The 21,532-nt window shown below is 66.5% G+C and carries 17 protein-coding genes; 7 read left to right on the top strand and 10 right to left on the bottom strand.

Annotated features, from left to right (window positions below; genetic code table 11):
• Window positions 1–36: 36 nt before the first annotated feature.
• Window positions 37–696 (top strand): glutathione S-transferase family protein, encoded by a 660-nt coding sequence (locus tag J2Y55_RS00815; RefSeq protein ID WP_310146644.1) that lies wholly within the window; start codon window positions 37–39, stop codon window positions 694–696.
• A gap of 78 nt (window positions 697–774) precedes the next feature.
• Here the strand turns inward: J2Y55_RS00815 and grxD are convergent, their stop codons facing one another.
• The 6 genes from grxD to J2Y55_RS00785 all read right to left on the bottom strand — a co-directional run bounded on the left by grxD (window position 775) and on the right by J2Y55_RS00785 (window position 5,967).
• Window positions 775–1,110 (bottom strand): Grx4 family monothiol glutaredoxin, encoded by a 336-nt coding sequence (gene grxD, locus J2Y55_RS00810; RefSeq protein WP_069688467.1) that lies wholly within the window; start codon window positions 1,108–1,110, stop codon window positions 775–777.
• A 61-nt stretch (window positions 1,111–1,171) separates the two neighbouring features.
• Complete coding sequence (locus J2Y55_RS00805; protein WP_069688468.1) at window positions 1,172–1,408, bottom strand: BolA family protein; 237 nt, start codon at window positions 1,406–1,408, stop codon at window positions 1,172–1,174.
• Between the two features lie 11 nt (window positions 1,409–1,419).
• A complete protein-coding gene (gene purL, locus J2Y55_RS00800) occupies window positions 1,420–3,627 on the bottom strand; it encodes a phosphoribosylformylglycinamidine synthase subunit PurL (protein ID WP_310148626.1) in 2,208 nt (735 codons plus the stop codon).
• Window positions 3,628–3,741: 114 nt separating this feature from the next.
• Window positions 3,742–4,179, bottom strand: coding sequence for an acyl-CoA thioesterase (locus J2Y55_RS00795; protein WP_310146639.1), 438 nt, complete (start codon window positions 4,177–4,179; stop codon window positions 3,742–3,744).
• A complete protein-coding gene (locus J2Y55_RS00790) occupies window positions 4,176–5,057 on the bottom strand; it encodes a methyltransferase domain-containing protein (RefSeq protein ID WP_310146636.1) in 882 nt (293 codons plus the stop codon). The genes J2Y55_RS00795 and J2Y55_RS00790 overlap by 4 nt, the downstream gene beginning before the upstream one ends.
• A gap of 28 nt (window positions 5,058–5,085) precedes the next feature.
• Window positions 5,086–5,967: a UTP--glucose-1-phosphate uridylyltransferase gene (locus J2Y55_RS00785; RefSeq protein WP_310146634.1), complete on the bottom strand. Its 882-nt coding sequence runs from the start codon at window positions 5,965–5,967 to the stop codon at window positions 5,086–5,088.
• Between the two features lie 181 nt (window positions 5,968–6,148).
• On the opposite strand from J2Y55_RS00785, the gene galE reads away from it, so the two are divergent.
• The 3 genes from galE (at window position 6,149) to J2Y55_RS00770 (ending at window position 9,772) form a co-directional block, all read left to right on the top strand.
• Window positions 6,149–7,138: a UDP-glucose 4-epimerase GalE gene (gene galE, locus J2Y55_RS00780; protein WP_310146632.1), complete on the top strand. Its 990-nt coding sequence runs from the start codon at window positions 6,149–6,151 to the stop codon at window positions 7,136–7,138.
• 127 nt (window positions 7,139–7,265) lie between these two features.
• Window positions 7,266–8,498 (top strand): lytic murein transglycosylase, encoded by a 1,233-nt coding sequence (locus tag J2Y55_RS00775; protein WP_310146630.1) that lies wholly within the window; start codon window positions 7,266–7,268, stop codon window positions 8,496–8,498.
• A 59-nt stretch (window positions 8,499–8,557) separates the two neighbouring features.
• A complete protein-coding gene (locus J2Y55_RS00770) occupies window positions 8,558–9,772 on the top strand; it encodes an SGNH/GDSL hydrolase family protein (RefSeq protein ID WP_310146628.1) in 1,215 nt (404 codons plus the stop codon).
• Window positions 9,773–9,945: 173 nt separating this feature from the next.
• On the opposite strand, the gene J2Y55_RS00765 is transcribed toward J2Y55_RS00770, so the two are convergent.
• Both J2Y55_RS00765 and gltB read right to left on the bottom strand, forming a co-directional pair.
• Window positions 9,946–11,367, bottom strand: a complete 1,422-nt coding sequence (locus J2Y55_RS00765) for a glutamate synthase subunit beta (protein ID WP_310146626.1) — start codon at window positions 11,365–11,367, stop codon at window positions 9,946–9,948.
• Window positions 11,368–11,371: 4 nt separating this feature from the next.
• Entirely contained in the window at window positions 11,372–16,072 is a 4,701-nt protein-coding gene (gene gltB, locus J2Y55_RS00760; protein WP_310146625.1) for a glutamate synthase large subunit, read from the bottom strand.
• A 615-nt stretch (window positions 16,073–16,687) separates the two neighbouring features.
• Between gltB and J2Y55_RS00755 the strand changes: the two genes are divergently transcribed.
• Complete coding sequence (locus tag J2Y55_RS00755) at window positions 16,688–17,749, top strand: threonine aldolase family protein (RefSeq protein WP_310146624.1); 1,062 nt, start codon at window positions 16,688–16,690, stop codon at window positions 17,747–17,749.
• Window positions 17,750–17,832: 83 nt separating this feature from the next.
• Window positions 17,833–18,696 carry a hypothetical protein gene (locus J2Y55_RS00750; protein WP_310146622.1) on the top strand — a complete coding sequence of 288 codons (864 nt, stop codon included), beginning with the start codon at window positions 17,833–17,835 and terminating at the stop codon, window positions 18,694–18,696.
• Between the two features lie 95 nt (window positions 18,697–18,791).
• On the opposite strand, the gene J2Y55_RS00745 is transcribed toward J2Y55_RS00750, so the two are convergent.
• Complete coding sequence (locus J2Y55_RS00745) at window positions 18,792–19,262, bottom strand: Hsp20 family protein (protein WP_310146620.1); 471 nt, start codon at window positions 19,260–19,262, stop codon at window positions 18,792–18,794.
• Between the two features lie 309 nt (window positions 19,263–19,571).
• Here J2Y55_RS00745 and J2Y55_RS00740 point away from each other — a divergent pair, with 309 nt between their 5' ends.
• A complete protein-coding gene (locus J2Y55_RS00740) occupies window positions 19,572–20,627 on the top strand; it encodes an alpha/beta hydrolase (RefSeq protein ID WP_310146616.1) in 1,056 nt (351 codons plus the stop codon).
• On the opposite strand, the gene hisN is transcribed toward J2Y55_RS00740, so the two are convergent.
• Window positions 20,532–21,314: a histidinol-phosphatase gene (gene hisN / locus J2Y55_RS00735; RefSeq protein WP_310146614.1), complete on the bottom strand. Its 783-nt coding sequence runs from the start codon at window positions 21,312–21,314 to the stop codon at window positions 20,532–20,534. The two genes, J2Y55_RS00740 and hisN, sit on opposite strands and share 96 nt — an antisense overlap.
• Between the last annotated feature and the right edge of the window lie 218 nt (window positions 21,315–21,532).

The raw sequence follows: 21,532 nt of genomic DNA, 5'->3' as shown, positions 1-21,532 counted from the left end.
GATCGATCGGGCAAGGAACTGGCCAAGGAACCTGCAATGACGTCCGCACCCGTCCTCTATGGCGCGCCCTACAGTGTCTATGTCCGGGCAGTCCGGTTGGCGCTCGCAGAAAAAGGCGTGCCCTATCGGCTGGAGCCGATCGATGTCTTTGCCGAAACCGGGCCACCGGCTGCCTTGCTCGAAAGGCAACCTTTCGGCCGCATACCCGCCTTCGAGCATGACGGCTTCAAGCTGTACGAGGCGGGAGCGATCGAGCGCTATGTCGACGAGGCCTTCCCGGGACCGGCCCTGCAGCCTTCCGCTCCGCGCGAGCGGGCCAGGGTCAATCAGGTGATCAGCATCCTCGACTCATACGCCTACCGCACCTTGGTCTGGGACATCTATGTCGAGCGCGTCTCCAATGTCGAGCGCGTCTCCAATCCCAGGAAGGGCCGTCCGCCTGACGAGGCGCGCATCCAGGCGGCGCTGCCGAAGGCGCAGCTATGCCTGCGCGCGCTCGGTGAGCTGATGGATGGCGGCCCCTGCCTCGCCGGCGCCGCGCTCACATTGGCCGATCTGCATGCCGCGCCGATGTTCGCTTATTTCACGCTGGCGCCGGAAGCCGGCCCATTGCTCATCGACCAGCCAGCCATCAAGGCCTGGTGGGAGATGATGGCCCAAAGGCCTGCCATGCGTGCAACTGCGCAGCCCGCCTGAACGGCCCCTCGGTTTGAGGCCGCCAGTAGCCCGCCTCGCGCTCGCGAGAGGCGGGCCTGGGTGAACGAGAACGAACCCTCAGCTCGCCTGCTTGACCGTGATGCCCTTCTCCTCGAAGAGCGCCTGGAGCTCGCCGGCCTGGAACATCTCGCGGGTGATGTCGCAGCCGCCGATGAACTCGCCCTTGACGTAGAGCTGCGGGATCGTCGGCCAGTTCGAATAGGCCTTGATGCCCTCGCGGATTTCCTGGTCCTCAAGCACGTTTACGCCCTTATAGGGCACACCGAGATAGCCGAGGATCTGCGCGACCTGGCCGGAAAAGCCGCACATCGGGAATTGCGGCGTGCCCTTCATGAAGACCACGACATCGCTGGACTTCACTTCGGCATCGATGCGGGCGTTGACGTCGCTCATGATCTGATCTCCTGAGGCGGGTTCAAGGCCCGCTGGCAAGGACTGCTGGAATGGTCTTGTTCTAATTCTGGGGAACCGAAGTCGTCAGCGCAAGGGCGTGCAGCACGCCGCCCATGTTTCCCTTGAGCGCGGCATAGACCATCTGGTGCTGCTGCACCCGGCTCTTCCCGGCAAAGGCTGACGAGGTCACGGTCGCGGCGTAATGGTCGCCGTCACCCGCGAGATCCTTGATCTCGACGGTGGCGTCAGGCAACGCCGCCTTGATCATCGCCTCGATATCGCGCGCATCCATCGCCATCGTGGCTCTCCTCAGGCGGCCTTGCCAGCCATATAGGCGGGCAGCCAGGTTTCATGCGCAGACTTCAGGGCCGCAATCGTGATCGCCGCCTCGCCGGGAAGAGCAAGCGCATCCCCGCCGGTCTTGCCGAGCGCGAGCACGGGAACGCCGGCCGTCTCGAGTTCGGCGAGCACCATGGCGGCCGAAGCCTCCGGCACCGTGACAAGATAGCGCGCCTGATCCTCGCCGAAGAGCACGGCATGGGCAGGGCCAGCCGGCAGGGCGTCGATCGTCGCCCCGACGCCGCCCGCCATCGCCATTTCGGCCAGCGCGACGGCAAGGCCGCCATCCGACAGGTCATGGCAGGCGCTGACGCGCTGGGCGGTGATCAGCGCCCGCACGGCATCGCCATTGCTGCGCTCGATTGCGAGATCGACCGGCGGCGGCGCGCCCTCTTCCCGGCCGCAGATCGTGGCGAGATAGGCCGACTGGCCGAGCCACCCCGCGGTCTCGCCGACCAGGATGATGGTCTCGCCCGCGGCCTTGAAGGCGACGGTCGCATGCTTGGTCACATCCGCCAGCACACCGACGCCGCCGATGGTCGGGGTCGGCAGGATCGAGACGCCATTGGTCTCGTTGTAGAGCGAGACATTGCCGGAGACGACCGGGAAATCGAGCGCCTTGCAGGCTGCCCCGATGCCCTTGATGCAGCCGACGAGCTGGCCCATCACCTCGGGACGCTCGGGATTGCCGAAATTCAGGTTGTCGGTGATGGCGAGCGGCGTCGCGCCCACAGCCGTCAGGTTGCGCCACGCTTCGGCCACCGCCTGCTTGCCGCCTTCGAACGGATCGGCCTCGCAATAGCGCGGCGTCACATCGGCTGTCATGGCCAGGCCCTTGGGGCCGTCCTCGATGCGGATCAGGCCGGAATCGCCGCCGGGCGTGATCACCGAATTGCCCAGGATCAGCGTGTCGTATTGCTCGGTGATCCAGCGCTTGGAGCTGAGATCGGGCGAGCCTACGAGCTTCAGCAGCGCATCGGCATGCGACAGCGGCGGCTGGACCGAGGCGGCCTCAATCACCGGCAGCTTGGGCGTCTCGACCCAGGGCCGGTCGTATTCGGGAGCCTCGTCGCCGAGTTCCTTGATCGGCAGGTCGGCCATGACCTCGCCCTGATGCTTCACGACGAAGCGCAGATTGTCCGTGGTGTAGCCGACCACGGCGAAGTCGAGGCCCCATTTCCTGAAGATGGCTTCGGCCGGCTCCTCATGGCCGGGCTTGATCACCATGAGCATGCGCTCCTGGCTCTCAGAGAGCATCATCTCATAGGCGCTCATGCCGTCCTCGCGGCAGGGCACGGCGTCGAGGTTCAGCTCCACGCCGAGATCGCCCTTGGCGCCCATCTCGACAGCCGAACAGGTCAGGCCAGCCGCACCCATATCCTGGATCGCGTCGACATGGCCGGCCGCCATGATCTCGAGGCAGGCCTCGAGCAGGAGCTTCTCGGCGAAGGGATCGCCGACCTGCACGGTCGGGCGCCGCTCTTCGCCACCCTCGCCGAAAGCCGCCGAGGCCATGGTCGCACCATGGATGCCGTCGCGGCCGGTCTTGGAGCCGAGATAGACGATGGCTTTCCCGACGCCCGAGGCCTTGGCGTAGAAGATCTCGTCGGCGCGGGCGATGCCGACCGCCATGGCGTTGACCAGGATGTTGCCGTCATAGCGGCTGTGGAAGCCTGTCGCGCCGCCGACATTGGGCACGCCGAAGGAGTTGCCGTAGCCGCCGATGCCGGCGACGACGCCGGAGACCAGATGGCGCGTGCGCGGATGATCAGGGGAACCGAAGCGCAGCGCGTCGAGCACCGCGATCGGCCGTGCACCCATGGTGAAAACGTCGCGCAGGATGCCGCCGACGCCGGTGGTCGCGCCCTGATAGGGTTCGATGAAGGAGGGGTGGTTGTGGCTCTCCATCTTGAAGACGATTGCCAAACCATCACCGATATCGATGACGCCGGCATTCTCGCCCGGCCCCTGGATTACCCAGGGCGCTTTGATCGGCAGCGTCTTCAGATGCAGCTTCGAGGATTTGTAGGAGCAATGCTCGTTCCACATCGCCGAGACGATGCCGAGCTCGGTGATCGACGGCTCGCGGCCGATCAGATGCAGGAAGCGCTGATATTCGTCGGGCTTCAGGCCATGTTCGGCCACGAGCTGCGGGGTGATCTTGATCTCGTTGGGAATCACGGCGCGACGGTTCCTGATCGTCCGGCATGAAGAAGGGCCGGCCCTCGATGGGCGGGGCATAGCGCGCCTGCGGGCGCGAGACAACGCATTCCCGACCTGCAATGGCGCTGTTCAGGCGGAAAGTGCCTCCAGCGCCGCCCGCAAGGGGGCCGGAATCGGCACCGGCTTCTGCGTTGCCCGCTCGACATAGACATGGGTAAAGCGCCCCTGCGCCGCTGCTGCCTGCCCGCCCTGGCGGAAAATCCCGAGCCGGTAGGTCACCGAACTGGTGCCCAGCCGCGCCACGGCAAGCCCGATCTCGACGGTTTCGGGAAAAGCGACGCTCTCGAAATAGGTGCAGCCCGTTTCGACCACGAGCCCGACGACCGGGCTCGTCGCCGGGTCGAGAAAACCCTGCTCGACCAGCCAGGCGTTCACACCCGTATCGAACCAGCCGTAATAAACGACATTATTGACGTGGCCGAAGACGTCATTGTCGTGCCAGCGCGTCGGGATCGCACGGAACAGCTTGAAGTCGGCGCGGGAGAGGCGAGGCTCGCGGGCGCTCATCGGGGGGCCTTGTCGCCGGCCCCGATCTCTGGCACGCCCAACGCATCCGCCAATCGCGCCTTGGCCGAGCCCGGACGCAGCGGCTTCTGCTGGCTTTCATGCGGGGCCCAGCCGGAGAGCCAGACCATCTCGAAGGTCGCGCGCAGGCGCCCATCGGCATCAGCGAAGCGCTCCGCATAGAGCGAGGCAGCCCGCGCCAGCGTTTCACGCCGCAATCCCGCCCGGCTGCGCTGCGTCAGCGCATTGGCCCAGCCCATGGCGCGCAGATCGCCGAGCAGGCCGAAGATGTCGCGATAGCGCACCGTGACGAGCTCGCTGTCGACGACGGGCAGCGCAAAACCGGCGCGCTGCAGCAGGCTGCCCATGTCGCGCAGATCGGCGAAGGGGGCGACGCGCGGGCTCGCCCCGCCCGAGGTTTCCGCCTCCGCCTCGAGCAGCACCTGCCGCAATTCCTGCAGCGTGCGGCCGCCGAGCAGGCAGCCGATGAACAGCCCGTCCGGCCGCAAGGCCCGCCGGATCTGGATCAGCGCGCCGGGCAGGTCGTTGACGCCGTGCAGCGCCAGGAGCGAGGCGGCGAGATCGAGCGAGCCGGCCGCGAAGGGCAGGCGCTCGAGATCGCCGATGATGTTGGCGTCCGCACCCGCCGCCTCGGCCATGCGCAGCAGCGCCTCCGCCTTGGCACGTAGCACCGAAGCCGCAATCGGCAAGGGCGTGCCGAGATCGGCCGCCAGAGTAAAGCGCCGCAGCACCGCGTCGAGCCGCTCAGCCAGATCCTCGGCCGCCCGCGCCAGCAGGAAATCCGGGTAGGCGGCCGCAAGCGCCCGCGCCAGCCGGCGCCGGCTAAGATCGCGATCGAAGACGGGCTGGTTCTTGCTCAATCGCTCGGCTCCTCGCCAATGCGCCCCGTCAACGCTCCAGCAGCCGCTCGATCTCAGCCCGCAGCTGCGGGCCGAGGTCGCCGCGGTCGAGCGCATAGGCGATGTTGGCGGTCAGGAAGCCGATCTTCGAGCCGGTGTCGTAGATATCGCCGTCGAAGCGCACGGAGTAGAACGGCTCCAGCCGCGACAGCGCGATCATCGAATCGGTGAGCTGGATCTCGCCGCCTGCGCCCGGCTCCTGATTGGCCAGCAGGTTGAAGATCGTCGGCTGCAGGATGTAGCGGCCGGTGATGTGCAGGTTCGAGGGCGCCGTGCCCTTGGCCGGCTTCTCGACCATCTTCGTCACCTTGGACACCTTGGCGTTGCGATCCTCGACGCCGACGATGCCGTATTGATGGGTCTGGTCCTCGGGCACGGGCGCAACGGCAACATGATTACCGCCATGCTTCTCATAGGCGTCCATCATCTCGGCGAGGCAGCCCTTGCCATGGCTGTGATGCAGCATGTCGGGCAAGAGCAGCGCGAAGGGCTCGTCGTCGCCGATGATGTCACGCGCGCACCAGACGGCGTGGCCCAGGCCGAGCGGAGCCTGCTGGCGGGTGAAGCTGGTCGCGCCGGCGGCCGGCAGATCGGCCAGGAGCGCCTCCAGCTCCTTGAGCTTGTTGCGCTTGCGCAAGGTGTCGTCGAGCTCGTAGGCAAGGTCGAAATGATCCTCGATCACGCCCTTGTTGCGGCCGGTGATGAAAACGAAATGCTCGATGCCGGCGGCCCTCGCCTCGTCCACGACGTGCTGCACGACCGGACGGTCGACGACGGTCAGCATCTCCTTGGGGATCGCCTTGGTGGCGGGCAGGAAGCGTGTGCCGAGCCCGGCGACGGGAAGAACGGCCTTGCGAATGCGTTTCGTCATGAAGAATCCATTTCGCGCGCTTAGCCGTGCGGTGACGGCGGGCGGTTGGGGTGGAGGGGGCGACTTGGCTCACATGTTCACTGAGCCCGCCGAAGATGGCAAATAGCAGGACGACCTTGATGGCTCGTCAACATCTTTTGCTTAGATGTGTCGAAACGATTGTGACGGATGAGGATGTATAATGGCGATTCTGGTTTCGGGCGGCGCCGGCTATATCGGCAGCCATATGGTTCTGGAATTGCTCGATCGTGGTGAGCACGTCGTCGTACTCGACGATCTCTCGACCGGTTTCTGGTGGGCCGTGCCGAAGGAAGCCACCCTCGTCCAGGGCGATATGGGCGACCAGCCCTTCGTCGAGCGCGTCATCGCCGAGCACGGCATCACCGAAATCGCGCATTTCGCCGCCAAGATCGTGGTGCCCGATTCCGTCTCGGACCCGCTCGGCTACTATCTCAACAACACCGTGAAGACGCGCGCGCTCCTGGAAAGCGCTGTCCGCGGCGGCGTGAAGCATATCATCTTCTCCTCCACGGCGGCCGTCTATGGCGAGCCGCCGGTCAGCCCCGTGCCGGAAGAGATCGCGCTCAACCCGATCAACCCCTATGGCCGCTCCAAGCTGATGAGCGAATGGATGCTGGGCGACGTGGCGCGCGCTTTCCCCCTGACCTATGTCGCGCTGCGCTATTTCAATGTCGCCGGCGCCGACCCAACGGGCCGCTCGGGCCAGTCGAGCCCCAACGCGACCCATCTGATCAAGGTCGCCAGCCAGGCGGCACTCGGCCAGCGCGCCGGGCTCGAGGTCTTCGGCACCGATTATCCGACGCCCGACGGGACCTGCGTGCGCGACTACATCCACGTCACCGACCTGGCGCGGGCGCATCTCTCCGCCCTCGACCATCTGCGCGCAGGTGGCGCCAACCTCACCCTGAACTGCGGATATGGTCGCGGCTATTCGGTCAAGCAGGTGGTGGATGTGGTGAAGCAGGTCTCCGGCGTCGATTTCCCGGTCAAGCTCTCCGGCCGCCGCGCCGGCGATCCCGCCTCGCTCGTCGCCAAGGCCGACCGCATCCGCTCCGAGCTCGGCTGGCAGCCCGAGCATGATGATCTCGAGCAGATCGTGCGCCAGGCCCTGGCCTGGGAAGAGCAGCTGAAAACCCGCAACGCCAAATAAGCTCGCAGCCATGTAAAACGGCCTGCGAAATAGGCGCGCGATTGCGCGCCGTTTACCCTTGGTTAATCTTGTTCGGGCGCTGTGGGGAAAGCTCCGTTTCCCCCAGCCCGCCTGAGCGAGGTTCGTCATGCGCCTGTCCGTGATCGCCGCCACGGCCATCATCAGCCTCGCCCCCGCGCTTGCGCAGACCACCGGCTCGATCAACGTCTCGGCGGCCCGCGCCAAGGACGCCAAGACGGCTCCGGCCAATGCCTCTTTTGAAGCCTTCCTGAAGGGGCTCTGGCCGCAGGCCCAGGCGCGCGGCATCTCGCGCGCGACCTTCGACCTCGCCTTTCGCGGCGTGACGCCAGACGCCTCGATCGCGGCGCTGACCAAGAAGCAATCCGAGTTCACCGCGCCGATCTGGGGCTATCTCAACAGCGCGCTCGGCGGCACGCGCATCCCGCGCGGGCGCGACGCCGCAACTGAGAATGCCGGCGTCCTGGCGCAGGTCGAGGCGCGCTACGGCGTGCCCAAGGAGGTCGTGCTCGGGATCTGGGGCATGGAGACCAATTACGGCTCGTTCAAGGGCGACAAGGACACGATCCGCTGCCTCGCGACCCTGGCGCAGATCCGTTATCGCGGCGACTTCTTCCGCGACGAACTGCTGACTGCGCTGGAGCTGATCGAGAAGGGCCATGTCGAGCGTGCAGAACTGCGCGGCTCCTGGGCCGGCGCGATGGGCCACACCCAGTTCATGCCGTCGAGCTACATGAAGTATGCCGTCGACTGGACCGGAGACGGCCATGCCGACATCTGGACCTCGACCAGCGACGCCCTCGCCTCCACCGCCAACTACCTCAAGGGCTATGGCTGGGTGCCGGGCCTGCCCTGGGGCCTCGAGGTCACATTGCCCGAGCGGTTCGACTACCGCATCAACAAGACGAGCTTCTCCTCCTTCGCCGCGGCCGGCGTGCGCCGGGCGGATGGGCGGCCCCTGCCCGCTTCCGGCGAAGCACGCTTGTTCTTCCCCGCCGGCCATCGCGGGCCGGTCATGCTGCTGACCGAGAATTTCGACGTCATCAAGAAATACAATTCCTCCGACGCCTATGCGCTCGCCGTCGGGCATCTCGGCGACCGCATCATGGGCCGCCCGGCGATCCAGGCCGACTGGCCGGTCCAGGCGCCGCGCCTCGACAAGACGGGCCTGCAGGAGGTGCAGCGCCGGCTCAAGGCGGTCGGCCTCTACAATCACGACGCCGACGGGCGCATCGGCTCCGGCACGCGCGAGGCCGTGCGGCAATACCAGCTCAAGACCGGCGAGATCGCCGACGGCTACCCGACCCCGGCCCTGCTCGCGAAGATGCGCGACGCCCGCTGACGCTGTCCCGATCCTGGGCTATGATGGCTGCGAAGCCACGGCGCAGGATCGAAAGACTCATGCGTTTGCGTTCCCTCGTCACGGTACTGGGCGCGGCCTGCCTGCTGTTCATGACCGGCGGGCCATCCTCGCTCGCCCAAGCGCCGCCCCAGCCGCAGCAGCGCGGTTTCTTCTCCTTCTTCTGGCAACAGCCGCCACCACCTCCCGTCGTCGTGCCGAGGCGTCCGCGTGTCGTGCCGCCGCCGGTGGTGAAACGACGGGCACCGCCGGTCATCGTCAGGGACGACCCGGTCATTCCCAAGGTCGATGTCGCCCATCATGTCCTGGTGATCGGCGACTCGCTCGCCGTGCTCCTTGCCGGCGGGCTCGACGATGCCTTGAACGACAGGCCCGACATGGCGGTGGTCAACAGGGCCAAGCCCGATTCCGGCCTGGTGAGGAGCGATTTCTACGACTGGCCCAAGGTCGCCAACGATCTGCTGGCGGGTGACTCGAAAATCAGCCTCGGCGTGATGCTGCTCGGCCTCAACGACCGGCAGGCGATCCGCGAGGGCGAGACCGTGCACGAGCCGCTCAGCCCGCGCTGGAGCGAACTCTACAAGGCCCGCATCGAGGCGGTCGCCAACGCCTTCGCGGCCAGGCGCGTCCCGCTGATCTGGGTCGGCGCGCCGCCCGTGCAGAACCCCCGCCTCTCCGCCGATTTCGTCTCCTTCAACGAGCTCTACCGCCAGCAGGCCGAGAAGGTCGGCGGGCAATATGTCGATCTCTGGGGCGCCTTCGTCGATGCCGAGAACCGCTACACGGCAATGGGGCCGGATGTGTCGGGCCAGACCATGCGGCTGCGGCTCGGCGACGGCATCCATTTCACGACGGCGGGCGCGCGCAAGGCCGCCCATTTCGTCGATGTGCTGATCCGCCGGCAGATTGAAAGCCAGCCGCAGCCAGGCCTCATCGCCGTGCCGGTCGCGCCGGGAACCGGCGCTCCGACCAGCCCCGAGCTCCAGGCAGGCGGCATCGAGCGCCTGATCGACGCCATGGTCGGCAATCTGCCCGCCGCGCCGGGGCTGCCGACCGCCTTGCAGGTCAAGCCGCTGGCCGGGCCGATCCAGCCCCTGACCGGGCAGGTGAGTGCGGGCGAACAGGCGTTGCTGGCCTCGATCCCGGATGCCCGCGGACGTGGCGAGGCCGCAGCCCAGCTCGACCGCATCTTCGGCGAAGGCATCGCGCCCGAGCCGAAGCCCGGGCGTCTCGACGATTACAAATGGCCGCGCTGAATTCTGGCCGCCTCCGTCCTTGCCGAATCCTGGGAGCTTGTCGCGTAACTCGCTTCGGTGAGTAGGCTGGTGTGGCTTTCGAGAACCGGAGCGCAGCGGACTTCATGTCCGTGAGCACCGGAAGCGCAGAAAGCCGCGTCAGACGGCCGCCGGAGTAGAGTTACGCGGCAGGCTCACCGCGGCAGGATCGTCTCGCCCATCAGATGCTTGTCGATCGCATGGGCCATCTGGCGACCTTCGCGGATGGCCCAGACCACCAGCGACTGGCCACGCCGCATGTCGCCCGCGGTGAAGACCTTCTCGACCGAGGTCTTGTAGGCGAGCGTGTTGGCCTCGACATTGCCGCGCTTGTCGAGCGCGACGCCGAGCTTCGCCAGCAGGCCCTCATGGACCGGCGAGACGAAGCCCATGGCGAGCAGCACGAGATCGGCCTTGAGATCGAACTCCGTGCCTTCGATCGGCTTGAACTGACCGTCGACCCTGGCGCAGCGCAGCTTGCGGACCTGGCCGTTCTCGCCGATGAACTTGATCGTGCCGATGGCGAAGTCGCGCTCGGCGCCTTCCTCATGGCTCGACGAGGTACGCAGCTTGAGCGGCCAGTTCGGCCAGGTCAGCGCCTTGTTCTCCTTGGCGGGAGGCTCCGGCATGATCTCGATCTGCGTCACCGAGAGCGCGCCCTGGCGCACCGAGGTGCCGATGCAGTCGGAGCCGGTGTCGCCGCCGCCGATGACGACGACATGCTTGCCCGAAGCCAGGATCGGCTTGGCGTTGCCGGTCGCAGCCTCAGCCCCGACACGGCGGTTCTGCTGCGGCAGGAAATCCATCGCGAACTGGACGCCGTCGAGCTCGCGGCCCTCGATCGGCAGGTCGCGCGGCTTCTCGGCGCCGCCCGTCAGGCCGACGGCGTCATATTGCGTGAGCAGCTCGGCGGGATCGAGATCGACGCCGACATTGACGCCGTAATGGAAAATGACGCCCTCGGCCTCCATCTGGCGGACGCGGCGCTCGACATGGGACTTCTCCATCTTGAAGTCCGGGATGCCGTAGCGCAGCAGGCCGCCGGCCCTGGCCTGACGCTCATAGAGATGCACCTCGTGGCCGACGCGCGCGAGTTGCTGCGCGGCGGCGAGGCCCGCCGGGCCGGAGCCGATCAGCGCGACCTTCTTGCCGGTCTTGACCTTGGCCGGCTCGGGCGTGATCCAGCCCTCCTGCCAGCCCTTGTCGACGATCGCACATTCGATCGACTTGATGGTGACCGGCGTGTCCTCGAGGTTCAGCGTGCAGGATGCCTCGCAGGGCGCGGGGCAGACGCGGCCGGTGAACTCCGGGAAGTTGTTGGTCGAGTGCAGATTGGTCAGCGCCTCGCGCCATTTGTCGTTGTAGACGAGGTCGTTCCAGTCCGGGATCTGGTTGTTGACCGGGCAGCCATTGTGACAATAGGGAATGCCGCAATTCATGCAGCGCGCCGCCTGGTCACGCGTCGCCTCGACCCCGAGCGGGATCACGAATTCCTTGTAGTTCCGGATCCGGTCCGAGGCCGGAAGATACTTCCGGTCACGGCGGTCGATCTCGAGAAAGCCGGTTACCTTGCCCATCGTCTTACTCCGCCGCGACCGACATGCTGGCCTGCGCCTGCTCGATTTCCTGTAGCGCACGCCGATATTCGACCGGCATGACCTTGACGAATTTGGGCAGGTACTCCGCCCAGTTGTCGAGAATGTCCTTGGCGCGAAGCGAGCCGGTATAGCGCAGGTGATCGCTGATCAGCTGGTGCAGGCGCTCGGCATCGTAGCCGGACATATTGGCCATCACGTCGATGCGGCCCTTGAATTCGAGGTCGCCGCCATGGTGGTGGATGCGCTGCATCAGCTCCTCCTCCTCGGTGACCGGTTCGAGGTCGACCATGGAGAGGTTGCAGCGCTTGGCGAAGCTCTTGTCCTCGTCGAGCACATAGGCGACACCGCCCGACATGCCGGCCGCGAAGTTGCGCCCGGTCTGGCCGAGCACGACGACGACGCCGCCGGTCATGTATTCGCAGCCATGGTCGCCCGTGCCCTCGACGACCGCGATCGCGCCGGAGTTGCGCACCGCGAAGCGCTCGCCGGCGACGCCACGGAAGTAGCATTCGCCCGAGATCGCGCCGTAGAGCACGGTGTTGCCGACGATGATCGACTGCTCGGCCAGCGGCCGGGCATCGGGCGAGGGCTTGATGATCAGCTTGCCGCCGGAGAGGCCCTTGCCGACATAGTCGTTGGCCTGGCCGGTGAGATCGAGCGTGACACCATTGACGACCCAGGCGCCGAAGCTCTGGCCGGCGGTGCCGGTGAGCTTCACCGTGATGGTGTCCTCGGCCAGGCCGGCATAGCCGTAGCGCTTGGCGACCTGGCCTGAGAGCATCGCGCCGGTCGAGCGGTCGACATTGCGGATCGGGCTTTCGATCACGACCTTGTCGCCCTTTTCGAGCGCGCCTTGCGACTGCGCGATCAGCATGCGGTCGAGCACCGTGTCGATCGGGTGCTGCTGCAATTCGACATGGCGGATCGCAACCTCTGGGCCGACATCGGGCTTATGGAAGATGCGGGTGAAATCGAGCCCCTTGGCCTTCCAGTGTTCGATCGCCTGCTTCTTGTCGAGCCAGTCGGAGCGGCCGACGAGGTCGTCGAAATTGGCGACGCCCAGGCTCGCCATGATCTCGCGCACGTCCTCGGCGAGGAAGAAGAAGAAGTTGATGACGTGCTCGGGCGCGCCCTTGAAGCGCTTGCGCAGGACGGGATCCTGCGTTGCGACGCCGACCGGGCAGGTGTTGAGATGGCATTTGCGCATCATGATGCAGCCGGCCGCGATCAGCGGCGCGGTCGCGAAGCCGAACTCGTCGGCCCCGAGCAGCGCGCCGATGATGATGTCGCGGCCGGTGCGCAGGCCGCCATCGACCTGCAGCGCGATGCGGCCGCGCAGCTTGTTCATCACCAGGATCTGGTGGGTCTCGGCGAGGCCGATCTCCCAGGGCGAACCGGCATGCTTGATCGAGGTCAGCGGGGACGCGCCCGTGCCGCCCTCATAGCCCGAGATGGTGATGTGGTCGGCCCGCGCCTTGGCGACGCCGGCCGCGACCGTGCCGACTCCGAGCTCGGAGACGAGCTTGACCGAGACGTCGGCCGCCGGGTTGACGTTCTTCAGATCGAAGATGAGCTGGGCAATGTCCTCGATCGAATAGATGTCGTGATGCGGCGGCGGCGAGATCAGGCCGACGCCAGGGGTGGAATGGCGCACCTTGGCGATGCGCGCATCGACCTTGTGGCCGGGAAGCTGGCCGCCCTCGCCGGGCTTGGCGCCCTGCGAGATCTTGATCTGCATCATCGCCGAATTGACGAGATACTCCGTCGTCACGCCGAAGCGGCCCGACGCCACTTGCTTGATCGCCGAGCGCATCGAGCGCCCGTCGGCCATCGGCACGAAGCGCTCAGGCTCCTCGCCGCCCTCGCCGGTGTTCGACTTGCCACCGATCGTGTTCATCGCGATGGCGAGCGTCGAATGCGCCTCATGGCTGATCGAGCCGAAGGACATCGCCCCCGTCGAGAAGCGCTTGACGATGGACGCGGCCGACTCGACCTGCTCGATCGGGATCGGCTTGCGCTGGAGCGCATCCGCATCCTTGATCTGGAACAGGCCGCGGATCGTCGAGAAGCGCGAGCTCTGGTCGTTCACCAGCTCGGCATAGGCCTTGTACTTGTCCTGGGCATTGCCGCGCACCGCATGCTGGAGCAGCGCGATGTTCTCCGGCGTCCAGGCATGGTCCTCGCCGCGCAGGCGGAAGGCGTATTCGCCGCCGATGTCGAGGGAGTCGCGATAGATCGGCGAATCCCCGAAGGCGTCGCGATGGCGGCGTACGGTCTCTTCCGCGATCTCGGGCAGGCCGACGCCTTCGATCGAGGAGATCGTGCCGGTGAAATACTTCTCGATCGTCTCGGTCTTGAGCCCGACGGCGTCGAAAATCTGCGCGCCGCAATAGGATTGGTAGGTCGAGATGCCCATCTTGGACATGACCTTGAGCATGCCCTTGCCGACCGACTTGATGAAGCGCTTCACCACCTCGTAACGGTCGACCTCCCGGGGGAATTCGCCGGCCTCGAGCAGGGCCTCCAGCGTCTCGAAGGCGAGATAGGGGTTGATCGCCTCGGCGCCGAAGCCGGCGAGGCAGGCGAAGTGATGGATCTCGCGCGGCTCGCCCGATTCCAGCACGAGGCCGACCGAAGTGCGCTGGCCCTTGCGGATCAGGTGGTGGTGCACGGCCGCCGTCGCCAGCAGCGCCGGGATCGGGATGCGGTCCGGACCAACCTGCCGGTCGGACAGGATGATGATGTTGTAGCCGCCGTTGACGGCAGCCTCCGCGCGCTCGCAGAGCCGCTCGATCGCATGCTCCATGCCGGCCGCGCCATCGCGGGCGGGATAGGTGATGTCGATCGTCTTGGTGTCGAAGCGATCCTCGTAATGGCCGATGCAGCGGATCTTCTCGAGATCGTCATTGGTCAGGATCGGCTGGCGCACTTCGAGCCGCTTGCGCCGCGAGGTGCCCTCCAGGTCGAGGATGTTGGGACGCGGCCCGATGAAGGAGAGCAGGCTCATCACGAGCTCCTCGCGGATCGGGTCGATCGGCGGGTTCGTGACCTGCGCGAAGTTCTGCTTGAAATAGGTGTAGAGCAGCTTCGACTTCGACGAGAGCGCCGAGATCGGCGTGTCCGTGCCCATCGAGCCGACGGCTTCCTGGCCGGTCACCGCCATCGGCGCCATCAGGAGCTTGGTGTCTTCCTGGGTGTAGCCGAAGGCCTGCTGGCGATCGAGCAGCGGCACATCGGTGCGCTGCGCCCGCGCCTCGACCGGGGGCAGTTCCTCCAGCACGATCTGGGTGCGCTTCAGCCAGTCCCTGTAGGGGTTGGCGAGGCACAGGCTCGTCTTGATCTCGTCGTCGCCGATGATGCGGCCCTGTTCGAGATCGATCAGCAGCATCTTGCCCGGCTGCAGGCGCCACTTCTGGACGATGCGCTCCTCGGGGATCGGCAGCACGCCGAATTCGGAGGCCAGCACCACGAGCCCGTCATCGGTGACGAGATAGCGCGCGGGACGCAGGCCGTTGCGGTCGAGCGTCGCCCCGATCTGGCGGCCATCGGTGAAGGCGATCGCGGCGGGCCCATCCCAGGGCTCCATCAGCGCGGCGTGATATTCGTAGAAGGCGCGCCGCTCCTCATCCATCAGCGGATTGCCGGCCCAGGCCTCGGGCACCAGCATCATCATGGCGTGAGCGAGCGAATAGCCGCCCTGGACCAGGAATTCGAGCGCGTTGTCGAAGCAGGCGGTATCGGACTGGCCCTCATAGGAGATCGGCCAGAGCTTCGAGATATCGGGGCCGAACAATTCGGAATCGACCGAGGCCTGGCGCGCCGCCATCCAGTTGACGTTGCCGCGCAGCGTGTTGATCTCGCCGTTATGCGCCACCATCCGGTAGGGATGGGCGAGCCGCCAGGACGGGAAGGTGTTGGTGGCGAAGCGCTGATGCACCAGGGCGAGCGCGCTGACGAAGCGCGTATCGGTCAGATCCTTGAAATAGGAGCCGAGCTGGGTCACCAGCACCATGCCCTTATAGACGATGGTGCGGGCCGACATCGAGACGGGGTAATAGGTCGCGGTGGCGCGGTCCTGGCGCTTATAGACCTTGTTGGAGACCGACTTTCTGAGGACATAGACCTTGCGCTCGAAATCGTCCTCATCGGCGATCTCGGCCGGACGGCCGACGAAGAGCTGGCGATGGACCGGCTCGCTCTCCTTCACCGCCTCGCCGAGATCCGACGAGTCGACCGGCACGTCGCGCCAGCCCAGGAAGATCAGCCCCTCCTCGGTGACGGCCTGGGCCACGATCTCCTCGCAGACGGCGCGATCCTCGGCCTCCTGGGGCATGAAGAACTGGCCGATGGCGTAGTGACCGGCCGCCGGCAATTCGATGCCGAGCTTGGCGCACTCCTCCATAAAGAAGCCATGCGGGATCTGCACGAGGATGCCGCAGCCGTCGCCGAGCTTGGGGTCAGCCCCGACAGCGCCGCGATGGTCGAGATTATGCAGGATCTGCAGGCCCTGCTGGACGATCGCATGGGTCTTGCGGTTCTTCATATCGGCGATGAAGCCGACACCGCAGGAATCTTTCTCGTAGGACGGATCGTAGAGCCCCTGGCGCTCGGGCATTGCGGGATCACGCACTGCCGGGAAAGCCGCAGCTGCCGCCGCCACGCTCGACTTGCTGATTTCGCTCATCGTCAAACCCCGCTTCACGCTGCCTGCCAGCTTCCGCCAACAGTCGCCTTCGAGTCCACACCATCCTTCGCCGCGCCAGCCCTTGTGCAGAGCCCGAGCGGGCATGCAGCAAGGATGGGGCCAACGTGGCCAAGTCATTCCTCGGGAGGGTGGCTTGCGCTGTCTTGGGGCGCCCGCGTCCTCCGCAGGCGCCTCGGGCTTGTCGCCCTGCCGCGCCTGTCTAAGCCGCCGCTTTACGGGCGGCGCGCGTACGATTGGTTTTGGCGGTCGTAGCCTTACCCCTCGTCATGTGTCCGCTCCGTTGCGATCGGCCACCGCAAGCGCTAGGCGGCTCACGGTCGGCGCAGTGAAAATGGGACAGCAACACTGTCCTATTGCGATGAATTTGCCAGAATTCTAATCTCGGCACAAGCGCCGATTGCGAGCCGAGCCGAAATTTTATTGCGATATCGCTCGCCCCCGGGACATATCCGGAGCGAAAGCCCAACATTGCCAGCACGCTTCTTGTTTTCAGCCGGTTTTCCAGCCCTCGCCGCGTTTCGACCATCGTTGCATGCAGACCGGCGATCCGCCGATGCGCTTGTTGGTGTCGCAGCCCGGCGCTACCCCTTTGAGATGAACTTCTTCAGCGACAACACCGCCGGCGCGAGCGCCCCCGTCATGGCAGCATTGGCGGCCGCCAATGACGGCACCGCGACAGCCTATGGCACCGACGCCTGGACGGGCCGCGTCGAGCGCCTCTTCGCCGAGATCTTCGAGCATGAGGTCGCAGCCTTCCTCGTCGCCAGCGGCACGGCCGCCAACTCCCTGGCGCTCGCCAGCATCACCCGCCCCTGGGGCGCGGTGCTGACCCATGAGGAAAGCCATGTCGCCGACGATGAATGCGGCGCGCCGGAATTCTTCAGCGACGGCGCCAAGCTCGTCGGCCTGCCGGGCGCCGGCAACAAGATCGCACCCGAGCCGGTGACGCAGGCGCTTGCCCGCATGCGCGAAGGCGCGCTGCATCAGGTCCAGCCGCAGGCGATCTCGATCACGCAGGCGACGGAATGCGGGCAGATCTACACGCCTGCCGAGGTACGCGCTCTGAAGGACGCCGTCACGCCGCGCGGCCTCACCATGCATATGGACGGCGCCCGCTTCACCAACGCGCTCGTCACGCTCGGCTGCTCGCCGGCCGCGATCACCTGGCAGGCCGGCGTCGACGTGCTGACCTTCGGCGGCACCAAGAACGGCGCCTGGGCGGCGGAGGCCGTGATCTTCTTCCAGCCCGAGGCCGCGGCCGAGATGAAGTGGCGGCGCAAGCGGTCGGGCCATACCCTGTCCAAGGGCAGGCTGATCGGGGCGCAGTTCGAGGGCCTGCTCGGTGGCGGCCACTGGCTCGAACTGGCGCGCCACGCCAATGCGATGGCCAAGCGCCTGGCCGATGCGCTCATCGCCCTGGACATCCCGCTCGCCTGGCCTTGCCAGGTCAATCAAGTGTTTCCGATTCTGTCGGCGGACCTCCAGACGAAGCTGAAGGCGGCCGGCGTCGGCTATCTGCCCTGGTCGCAGACCGCCCTGCCGAAGGATATCCCCTTCGCAGAGGGCGAGACCATCGGCCGCTTCGTCATGGCGTTCTCGACGGGAGAGGCGGATGTCGAGCGCCTGATCAATGTGTTCGCCGCGGCAAAAGGCTGAATTCTCCCCCGATTTCAGCCCCACGCGCGCCGTAATCCCTAAGGAAGACTGAAGACCCAGTTCAGTCGCCCAAAGGAGACGACATGGTATTTCGATCGACCGCGCCCTCGCGCCTGGTCCTGACGAGCCTGGCGGTGGCCGGCGCGCTTGCAGGTTCCGTTGGCGGAGCGGCAGCGCAGTACTACCTCTATGAGGAGGAAGAGGTCTATCCGCGCGGCTATTACGAACGCTACGCGCCGCTGCCTCCCGCTCCGGTCCCGCCCCGTTCAATCGGCCGCATTGCCGCGCGCGACTTCGGCCTCGCCCGGGTCGACCGGATGGTGCGCACCGGCTCCTCCTATGTGATCGACGGCCAGACCGCCAATGGCGGCCGCGCCCGCTTGATCTTCGACGCCCATAGCGGCGACCTGATCGACCGCATCCCCCTGCCCGATGCACGGCCGAGGCCCGCCCCCGCGCCGCATATCGCCCGCGTCGATCCACGCGACGACAGGCCGGCGCCGCGGCTGGTTCCGCGCCCACCCGAACGCCCGCCCGCGCTGAAGCCGCCAGGCCAGGCGAGCGCGCCGGCGACGATCCCGCCGCCAAGCCCGGCTGCGCCGCCGCGCGCGACCGAATCGCTCATCCCGGCCGAAAAGCCGGCCGCGACGGCGAGCGCTCCAGCGACGACAGCCCCGAGCTCGCCAGTGGCCCCGGCCTTGCCGACACCCGGCCCGGTCAACCCCGCGACCGGCGCGGACAAGCCCCAGCTCGTCAATCCCCAGCTCGTCAACCCCAATGACGTGCGCGGCACGGACGAGGCGGAGCGCAAGCCGCCGCTGGCTCGGGCCGACCCGTCGGGCATCACTGTCGCGCCCGTCGAACTGCCACCGGTCCAGCTTCCAGATGCGACGCCCTCGACGCCGAAGCCTGAGACGCCGGCCGTTCCGGTTACGCCGCTGGACTGACGCCAATCCGCGTTACGGTCCTCGGCCAAGAAAAAGGGCGTCCCCGGTCACCCGGGGACGCCCCATTCGTATCAAGGACTCAGGTCAGGCGTGCGTTACGCGGCCTTGGCAACCTTGGCCTCGAGCACCTTGGCGGGCTTGGCCCCGCCGATCGCGATCTGGCGCGGCTTCTTGGCCTCGGGAATCTCGCGGACGAGATCGATATGGAGCAAGCCGTTCTCAAGGCTGGCGCCGGTTACCTGCACATAATCGGCAAGCTGGAAGCGACGCTCAAAAGCGCGCGCAGCGATGCCCTGATGCAGAACCTCGCGTTTTTCAGCGGATTCGGTGCCCTGCTTCTCGCCACGCACCGTCAGCGCATTCTCCTTGCTCTCGATGGCAAGGTCGGCTTCGCCAAAGCCCGCAACCGCGATGCTGATGCGGTAAGCGTTCTCGGCGGTGCGCTCGATGTTGTAGGGCGGATAGCTCGGCGCGGCCTCGGCGGCAGTAGCCTGGTCAAGCAGCGAGAACAGGCGGTCGAAACCGACGGTCGAGCGATACAGCGGGGAAAGATCGAAGTGACGCATGATGTCCTCCTGGGAAGCGACAAGTTCAGTCCAGCCCGCCTCATCATGAGCACGGGCCTGGTTTAGGCTCGCGCAGCCGGTCTTGGCCTGCGCAGTGATGATCTGGTCTCGCCTTTTCGGCTTTTCAAGGGGGCGCGGAGACGCGCATAAACAGACTGGCGCCGCCGCGAAGGTCCGCCCGATTCGAAGGCCCTTCGATCGCGCCGCATGCGGACCGTCATGTCCGAGTGCGAGACTTGATCGACAAGCTGGGGTTAAGCGCATGGCTCACGCGAAAGTCCGGTTTCCTCTTCTGCGCGCCATGCCCTGATGGCCGAGGCCCAGCTCTTCGCCCATCCCGATTATCCCGTCCCCGGGCATGGCAAGGCCTGGTTCGCGAAAACGCGCGACGGCGCGCAATTGCGCTTCGCGAGCTGGCGACCGACGGTCAAGCTGGTGCGCGGCACCATCCTCGTCGTCCAGGGCCGGGCCGAATTCATCGAGCGCTACAGCGAGACGATCGTCGAGCTACGCCGGCGCGGCTTCCATGTGATCAGCTTCGACTGGCGCGGCCAGGGCGGCTCGCAACGCTTCGTGCGGCGCCGGCGCAAGGGCCATGTCGGCTGGCTCAGACATTATGAGCACGACCTCGCCTTGGCGCTGGCGCAGATGCGCGAGACGCTGCCCGAGCCCTATTTCGTCCTGGCGCATTCGATGGGCGCGGCCCTGTGCCTGGACGCCGCGCGCCGCGACGCCTTGCCGATCTCGCGGCTGGTGGCGCTCGCCCCTATGCTCGGCCTCTCGATGATCGAGCGCCCCGATATGGCGCGGCGGCTGGCAAGCCTGCTGTTCTGGCTCGGTCTGGGCAAATCCTTCGTGCCCGGCGGCAGCGACACCGCGATCGCGACCAAACCCTTCGAGGGCAACCGGCTGACCAGCGACCCCGCCCGCTATGCCCGCAACAGCGCGCTCTCGGCGGGCGCGCCGCATCTGTGCATTGGCGACCCGACGGTCGCCTGGGTGCATACGGCCTTCCAGTTGATGGCGCGCCTGAACGCACCCTCCGCCGCCCGCGAGATCCGCGTGCCGACGCTGGTCATCGCCGCCGGCCAGGACCCGATCGTCTCCACGCCGGCGATCGAGCGTTTCGCGGCGCGGCTCAAGACCGGCGCCGCGCTCGTCCTGCCGACCGCGCGCCACGAGATCCTGATGGAGAGCGACGAGATCCGCGCGCAGTTCTGGGCGGCCTTCGACGCCTTCATTCCCGGCGAGGACCAGATTGCGGCCAGCTCAACCGGCGAGCAGGCTGAGCGCGGCCTGATGCAGCGTCTTGTTGCCGGCGGCGATGACCGTGCCGCCCCCGGCGGCACTGCCGCCATCCCATGAGGTGACGATGCCGCCGGCGCCCTCGATGATCGGGATCAGCGCGACGATGTCATAGGGCTTGAGGCCGGCTTCGATCACCAGATCGACATGGCCGGCCGCGAGCATGCAATAGGCATAGCAATCGCAGCCATAGCGCGGCAGCCGCACCTGGCTTTCAACGCGGGCATAGGCTTCAGCCTGCGCGCCCTTGAACAGCGCCGGCGAGGTGGTCATCAGCGTCGCTTCGCTAAGATTCGTGATCTGGCGCGTGCGCAGGACGCGCGGGCCGTTGGGCCCCTCGTAGCGCGCCTGGCGGCCATCGCCGGAATAGCGTTCCCCCGTGAAGGGCTGGTGCATCATGCCATAGACCGGCACGCCGCCGCGCGTCAGCCCGATCAGCGTGCCCCAGACCGGAATGCCGGAGATGAAGGCGCGCGTGCCGTCGATCGGATCGAGCACCCAGACATATTCGGCGTCGATGTTCTCGTTGCCGAACTCCTCGCCGAGCACGCCATGGGCGGGGAAGCTGCGCTTGATCAGATGGCGCATCACATTCTCGCCGGCCCGGTCGGCTTCCGTCACCGGATCGAACACGCCGCCGAGCGATTTGTCCTCGGTGGCGTGATGGGCGCGAAAGAACGGCAGAATCGCCTGGCCGGACTGCGTCGCCAGTTCGGCAATGAAAGCGCCGAAATCGACAGTGCTCATATACCAGCCTCCCGTTATTTTGTTGCTGCGCAGCATTGCGCCCCACCGCAGCTCCGCCGCGCGAGCCCGTCATGCAAGTGGAATCATTGGAAAACAAGGGAATCGGCCGGCAATCCGCCAACATTCCTGCGCCTGACGCATGGCGCATAAGACTTTACGCAAAACCACTTGCGTTTTTGCGCTGCACCGTCATATTGTGCACTGCGAAGGGGCGATCA

This window comes from Allobosea sp. BE125 (assembly GCF_031456075.1).
In the GTDB taxonomy this organism is placed as follows: domain Bacteria; phylum Pseudomonadota; class Alphaproteobacteria; order Rhizobiales; family Beijerinckiaceae; genus Allobosea.
This window is presented reverse-complemented; position numbering and strand designations above follow the sequence as displayed.

What these genes read in the sequence shown, in the direction of transcription:
- J2Y55_RS00815 (WP_310146644.1), top strand. Translation starts at nt 37, where the DNA reads ATGACGTCCGCACCCGTCCTCTATGGCGCGCCCTACAGTGTCTATGTC.
- grxD (WP_069688467.1), bottom strand. Translation starts at nt 1,110, where the DNA reads ATGAGCGACGTCAACGCCCGCATCGATGCCGAAGTGAAGTCCAGCGAT.
- J2Y55_RS00805 (WP_069688468.1), bottom strand. Translation starts at nt 1,408, where the DNA reads ATGGCGATGGATGCGCGCGATATCGAGGCGATGATCAAGGCGGCGTTG.
- J2Y55_RS00795 (WP_310146639.1), bottom strand. Translation starts at nt 4,179, where the DNA reads ATGAGCGCCCGCGAGCCTCGCCTCTCCCGCGCCGACTTCAAGCTGTTC.
- J2Y55_RS00785 (WP_310146634.1), bottom strand. Translation starts at nt 5,967, where the DNA reads ATGACGAAACGCATTCGCAAGGCCGTTCTTCCCGTCGCCGGGCTCGGC.
- galE (WP_310146632.1), top strand. Translation starts at nt 6,149, where the DNA reads ATGGCGATTCTGGTTTCGGGCGGCGCCGGCTATATCGGCAGCCATATG.
- J2Y55_RS00775 (WP_310146630.1), top strand. Translation starts at nt 7,266, where the DNA reads ATGCGCCTGTCCGTGATCGCCGCCACGGCCATCATCAGCCTCGCCCCC.
- J2Y55_RS00770 (WP_310146628.1), top strand. Translation starts at nt 8,558, where the DNA reads ATGCGTTTGCGTTCCCTCGTCACGGTACTGGGCGCGGCCTGCCTGCTG.
- J2Y55_RS00765 (WP_310146626.1), bottom strand. Translation starts at nt 11,367, where the DNA reads ATGGGCAAGGTAACCGGCTTTCTCGAGATCGACCGCCGTGACCGGAAG.
- gltB (WP_310146625.1), bottom strand. Translation starts at nt 16,072, where the DNA reads ATGAGCGAAATCAGCAAGTCGAGCGTGGCGGCGGCAGCTGCGGCTTTC.
- J2Y55_RS00755 (WP_310146624.1), top strand. Translation starts at nt 16,688, where the DNA reads ATGAACTTCTTCAGCGACAACACCGCCGGCGCGAGCGCCCCCGTCATG.
- J2Y55_RS00750 (WP_310146622.1), top strand. Translation starts at nt 17,833, where the DNA reads ATGGTATTTCGATCGACCGCGCCCTCGCGCCTGGTCCTGACGAGCCTG.
- J2Y55_RS00745 (WP_310146620.1), bottom strand. Translation starts at nt 19,262, where the DNA reads ATGCGTCACTTCGATCTTTCCCCGCTGTATCGCTCGACCGTCGGTTTC.
- J2Y55_RS00740 (WP_310146616.1), top strand. Translation starts at nt 19,572, where the DNA reads ATGGCCGAGGCCCAGCTCTTCGCCCATCCCGATTATCCCGTCCCCGGG.
- hisN (WP_310146614.1), bottom strand. Translation starts at nt 21,314, where the DNA reads ATGAGCACTGTCGATTTCGGCGCTTTCATTGCCGAACTGGCGACGCAG.